Origin of the sequence: Niallia sp. (assembly GCF_031978665.1) — a bacterium.
Taxonomy (GTDB): domain Bacteria; phylum Bacillota; class Bacilli; order Bacillales; family Cytobacillaceae; genus Niallia.
The window spans coordinates 1-5,839 of the sequence record NZ_DALZDK010000033.1 but is presented as its reverse complement, the minus strand read 5'-3'; the positions used below and the strand labels follow the sequence as shown (position 1 = coordinate 5,839).

The 5,839-nt window shown below is 36.0% G+C and carries 4 protein-coding genes and 1 riboswitch; all 4 genes read left to right on the top strand.

The features are described from left to right. Positions 1-417: GMP synthase (glutamine-hydrolyzing) (locus RTL21_RS17185; RefSeq protein ID WP_483870169.1), on the top strand; the 417-nt coding region annotated here is incomplete at its 5' end. A 103-nt stretch (positions 418-520) separates the two neighbouring features. Further along, positions 521-623: riboswitch (purine riboswitch) on the top strand. A 141-nt stretch (positions 624-764) separates the two neighbouring features. Continuing rightward, positions 765-2,093 (top strand): NCS2 family permease, encoded by a 1,329-nt coding sequence (locus RTL21_RS17180; protein ID WP_312097564.1) that lies wholly within the window; start codon positions 765-767, stop codon positions 2,091-2,093. A gap of 182 nt (positions 2,094-2,275) precedes the next feature. Beyond that, the gene (glcT, locus tag RTL21_RS17175) at positions 2,276-3,118 is read left to right on the top strand and encodes a glucose PTS transporter transcription antiterminator GlcT (RefSeq protein WP_312097563.1); all 843 of its coding nucleotides are present in this window, start codon (positions 2,276-2,278) and stop codon (positions 3,116-3,118) included. 189 nt (positions 3,119-3,307) lie between these two features. Beyond that, positions 3,308-5,377 (top strand): glucose-specific PTS transporter subunit IIBC, encoded by a 2,070-nt coding sequence (gene ptsG / locus RTL21_RS17170; protein ID WP_312097562.1) that lies wholly within the window; start codon positions 3,308-3,310, stop codon positions 5,375-5,377. Positions 5,378-5,839: the final 462 nt, after the last annotated feature.

Genomic DNA, 5,839 nt, shown 5'->3' with positions numbered 1-5,839 from the left:
GGGACAGAACTAGGAATTGCTGACGAAATTGTTTGGAGACAGCCATTCCCTGGTCCTGGTTTAGGAATTCGTGTATTAGGTGCCATTTCAGAGGAAAAACTAGAAATAGTTCGTGAATCAGATGCTATTTTACGTGAAGAAATTAAAAATGCTGGTTTAGAACGAGATGTATGGCAATATTTTACAGTTCTGCCGGATATCCGAAGTGTAGGGGTAATGGGTGATGCACGTACGTATGACTATACAATTGGAATTCGCGCGGTTACTTCTATTGATGGAATGACTTCTGACTGGGCAAGACTGCCTTGGGATGTCCTAGAAGTGATTTCCACAAGAATCGTAAATGAAGTAGCTTATATTAACCGTGTGGTGTATGACATTACTAGTAAGCCGCCAGCAACGATTGAGTGGGAGTAATAAAAGGGGATTTTTGATAGAAAAACGAACAATTATGTGTGTTTTGATATAATTGTTCGTTTTTTATATTGACGAGCATTCCTCAAGCTGTTAAACTAGATTTACAACTGAGAAAGATTTTACTCGTATAATATCGGGGAATACGGCCCGAAAGTTTCTACCGAGCTACCGTAAATAGCTTGACTACGAGGTAAGTGTGTATATAGGGATAAATTAGGATTCATTTATATTTTATAGAGAAAGCTTCCCTATTTATATGGCACAGACCCTTAGTCAACGCTCCTTAATCGTAGGAGTGTTTTTTTGTTTTAGTGATTATTAAAGCATTAATGAGAGGGGAAAGATCGATGAAGAAGTTTTTCAAATTTGAAGAACTAGGCACAAATTACCGCAAAGAGTTTATAGGTGGTTTCACTACATTCCTTGCGATGGCTTATATTTTAGCAGTAAATCCATTTACCTTAACATTAGGGGATGTTGCTGATCTTCCAGATGCGTTACGAATGGATTATGGAGCGGTGTTTGTAGCGACAGCACTTGCTGCAGCAGTAGGTTCTCTTATTATGGGGATTTTTGCTAACTATCCAATCGCATTAGCACCAGGTTTAGGTTTAAATGCATATTTTGCTTATACAGTAATTTTAACACAAGGACAACCTTGGGAATATGCTTTAGCAGCTGTATTCATTTCAAGTGTGTTTTTCTTATTGCTAACAATTTCTGGTCTTCGTGAGAAATTAATCAATGCTATTCCAGTTGAATTAAAGCTTGCGATTGGCGCAGGTATTGGTTTATTTATTACGTTTATCGGATTGCAAAATTCCAAAATTATTGTTGATAACCCAGCAACGCTTGTGCATATTGGCGATTTGAGCAATTCGAGTACATTGCTAGCTATCTTTGGTATTTTCGTTACGGTTATTTTAATGGTTAGAGGGATTCATGGTGGCGTATTTTATGGAATGATCATCACAGCAGTTGTCGGAATGATTTTTGGTGTAATTGATACTCCTTCGAAAGTAGTTTCTACAGTTCCAAGCATGGAGCCAACGTTTGGCGCATTATTTTCAGCGCTTGGTGATCCAGGTTTTTATACACAAAGTATGTTAATTGTTGTTTTAACTTTCTTATTTGTTGATTTCTTTGATAATGCTGGTACATTGGTTGCCGTTGCTAACCAAGCTGGATTAATGAAAGACAACAAATTGCCTAGAGCAGGAAAAGCGTTATTTGCAGATTCTATAGCATCTATGGTAGGTTCTATTTTTGGTACATCTACTACTACTTCTTATGTTGAGTCTTCAGCAGGTGTTGCTGCTGGTGCACGTACTGGATTTGCAGCAGTGGTAACAGCAGGGTTCTTCCTGCTATCCTTGTTCTTCTTCCCATTATTGGAAGTAGTAACATCAGCAGTTACAACACCAGCTTTAGTGGTAGTTGGTATTTTGATGGTATCATCCCTTGGGAAAATCGAATGGACTAAGTTTGAAGTGGCTGTACCGGCATTTCTTACTATCGTTGCGATGCCTTTGACATACAGTATTGCTACAGGTATTGCGGTAGGATTTATTTTCTATCCAATTGTAATGATTGTTAAAGGTCGTATCAAAGAAATCAATCCAATTATGTACGTATTCTTTGTTATCTTTGCATTGTATTTTGTCTTCTTGCAATAGTAGGAGAATGAGTGGTTTATTAAGTCTTTATGACGAAAAAAGCTATTGTTATTGTAGGGGATTTTTTTAGAGGGAAAGGGATGTCCATTTGGATATCCTTTTTCTCATTTTTTCGTTGACTTCCAATTAAGACTTTAATAACATTGAGTTACTGAGAAGTCTGTTGAAGTGGGGAAATAATTATGCCTAATTTACTAATAAAGAAAGCGCTGAATAATAATGTGCTCATTGGAGACCATCCATCCTATGGAGAAGTAGTGCTTATAGGGAAAGGAATAGGCTTTAATCAGAAAAGCGGCGATTATATTGATGTAAGTGTAGTGGAGAAATTGTTTGTCTTGAAGGATGAGAAGGAGCAAAGCAATTATTTGAAGCTTCTTCCTCAAGTGGATAATGAGTTGTTGGATGTAATTGTTTCATCCATAGAATTGATTAAAAACAAGACAAATACGAAGCTGAACGAGCATATCCATATAGCATTAACGGATCATATTATCTTCGCTGCATCCCGTGTTACAAACGGGCTAGTATTGAATAATCCTTTTCTGATTGAAACAAAGGCATTGTACCCGTTTGAGTACTCAATCGCTGAAGAGGTCGTGAAATTAATCGGAGAACAAACAGGTCTTCAATTACCAGTGGGTGAAATCGGTTTCATCGCTTTGCATATTCATAGTGCAATGATGAACAAAAGTTTGTCAGAGGTCAATCAACATTCACAGCTTGTTACACATCTTGTGAATTTAATAGAAGAACAATTAGAGACAAAAATTGATAAAGATAGTATCGATTATATGCGTCTTGTTAGACATTTGCGTTTTACGATTGAACGGGTTAATACTGGAGAGAAAGTAGAAGAGCCAGAAAAAATAACTTTGCTATTGAAGAGTGAGTATCCACTATGCTATAATCTTGCATGGAAGCTCATAAAAGTGATGCAACAAGCACTTAAAAAGCCGGTCTTTGAAGCAGAAGCAGTATATCTGACGATGCATCTACAAAGACTTCAAAAAAAAATCAAATAGTTATTATCTTATAAAACGTGTTACTGATACGATCAGGCATGAGTGAAAAAGATGATTGATTTAAATGTTTTAGGGTAACCTAACCTTAGAGTTTATTTCAATCCATCTACACTCATGCCTTTTTTGTTTTTTTACTCTTGATTGAGAACGCTTTTTTGAGCCGAAAAAATACTTTAGGAGGAAAACGAAATGTTTAAAAAGATTTTTGGTGTTTTACAAAAAGTTGGTAAAGCACTTATGCTACCAGTTGCCATTCTTCCGGCTGCGGGAATCTTACTTGCGTTTGGTAACGCATTACAAAATCCGACGCTTCTTGATATTGCACCGTTTTTAAGTAATAGTGGAGTGGAAATGGTGGCGTCCGTTATGGAGGATGCAGGAAATATCATTTTTGGTAACCTTTCCTTATTGTTTGCTGTTGGGGTTGCCGTAGGTTTAGCTGGCGGTGAAGGTGTTGCTGGTTTAGCTGCTATTATCGGATTCCTTATTATGAACGTTACTATGGGTACAGTTCTAGGAATTGACGCTAAAGATTTAGTAGGAAGTACAGAATATGCAGCAGTTTTAGGGATTCCTACGCTTCAAACGGGTGTTTTCGGTGGTATCATTGTTGGTATTATCGCAGCCTCGATGTATAATCGTTTCTTTGAAATTGAATTACCATCTTATTTAGGATTCTTTGCAGGGAAACGCTTCGTTCCGATTGCGACAGCTGCAAGTGCAGTTATTTTAGGTTTAATCATGATTATTATTTGGCCACCAATCCAACATGGTCTAAATGTTTTCTCAGAAAACATGTTGGGTGCTAATTTAACATTATCGGCGTTTATTTTTGGTTTAATTGAAAGATCATTGATTCCTTTTGGATTACATCATATTTTCTACTCTCCTTTCTGGTTTGAATTTGGTAGTTATACTACGAATGCTGGAACAATTGTTAAAGGGGACCAAGCTATCTTTATGAACCAAATTAAAGATGGTGTTCAAAATTTAACTGCGGGTACATTTATGACTGGGAAATTCCCATTCATGATGTTTGGATTACCTGCTGCAGCTCTTGCTATTTATCATGAGGCACGTCCTGAGAAAAAAGTAATCGTTGGTGGTTTAATGGCATCTGCTGCATTAACTTCTTTCTTAACAGGTATTACAGAGCCGTTGGAATTCTCATTCCTATTCGTAGCACCAGTATTGTTTGGTATTCACGCTGTTTTTGCAGGTCTTTCTTTTATGACAATGCAATTATTAAATGTAAAAGTTGGTATGACATTCTCAGGTGGATTAATCGACTATGTGTTATTCGGTTTAATTAATCCACAAACAAATGCATGGATTATTATCCCTGTAGGTTTAGTTTTCGCTGTCATTTACTATTTTGGTTTCCGTTTTGCAATACGTAAGTTCAATCTGAAAACACCAGGTAGAGAAGATGAATCAGACGAAATAGAAAGTAGTGCAACAGGAACAACTAGCGATCTTCCATATGATGTATTAGAAGCAATGGGTGGACAAGAAAATATTGCCCATTTAGATGCATGTATTACTCGTCTTCGTGTATCTGTTAATGATATTAAATCTGTTGATAAAGATCGTCTGAAAAAACTAGGTGCCGCTGGAGTACTAGAAGTTGGAAATAATATTCAAGCAATATTCGGTCCTCGTTCCGAAACAATTAAAGGTCAAATGAAAGATATTATTAGTGGAAAAAGACCACGTCCAACTGCTCAGCCATCTATGGATAAAGAAGTGAGAGAGCAAATTGAAGATGTAAATCCAAGTGCGTTACAAGGTAATGTGACAGGTGAAGATTCTTTCGTTGCTCCTATCAAAGGGGAATTGGTGGCTATTACAGAAGTGCCTGATGCTGTATTTGCAGGTAAAATGATGGGGGATGGCTTTGCGATTATTCCTTCAGAAGGAACAGTTGTTTCACCAGTTAACGGGAAAATTGTAAACTTATTCCCAACAAAACATGCCATTGGAATTCTTGCAGACAATGGGCGTGAAATTTTGATTCACTTTGGTATTGATACAGTTAAATTAAAAGGAGAAGGCTTTGAAACACTTGTTTCAGAAAATGATCAAGTAAAACAAGGACAACCTTTATTGAAAGTGAATCTTGACTATATTAAAGAAAATGCAACATCTACTATTACACCTGTTGTATTTACAAACCTAGCTGAGGGTGAATCAGTACAAATTAATAAACTTGGTAATGTAGAGCTTAAAGAAGAAGAAGTAGTAACGATTACTAAGTAATTATATAGAAGAAACTCGATCTCTTGATCGAGTTTTTTCTATTTTATAATTGTGATGTTATTAAATCGCATAATGACATGTAAGATTTCCCTGAGTTAAGAGTGGAAATATGAGATTTAGTTTAAGGGTGAGGACTTAGTTGATCCGGTACTTAACTTTATTGCAATAATAATTTTGGTGAAGCATAGAGCTAGGAGGAAAGGATTTAATAACAAAGATATTTTGGAATATATAATTTTATTCGTTTTTTGTTGACGAAATATTAAACAGGTGTTATTATATGAAAACAGCCTTACGAAATCTGTTAATCAATTTGATATATAGTGAAAAAAGAAAATTATATTGAAAAAGTAATTGACTTATTCATCAAAGGTTGGTATGATATAAAAGTTGCTTCTGATAGCAACAAACAAATTGCTCTTTGAAAACTGAACAAACAAACGTCAACAATAATCGTTTTAT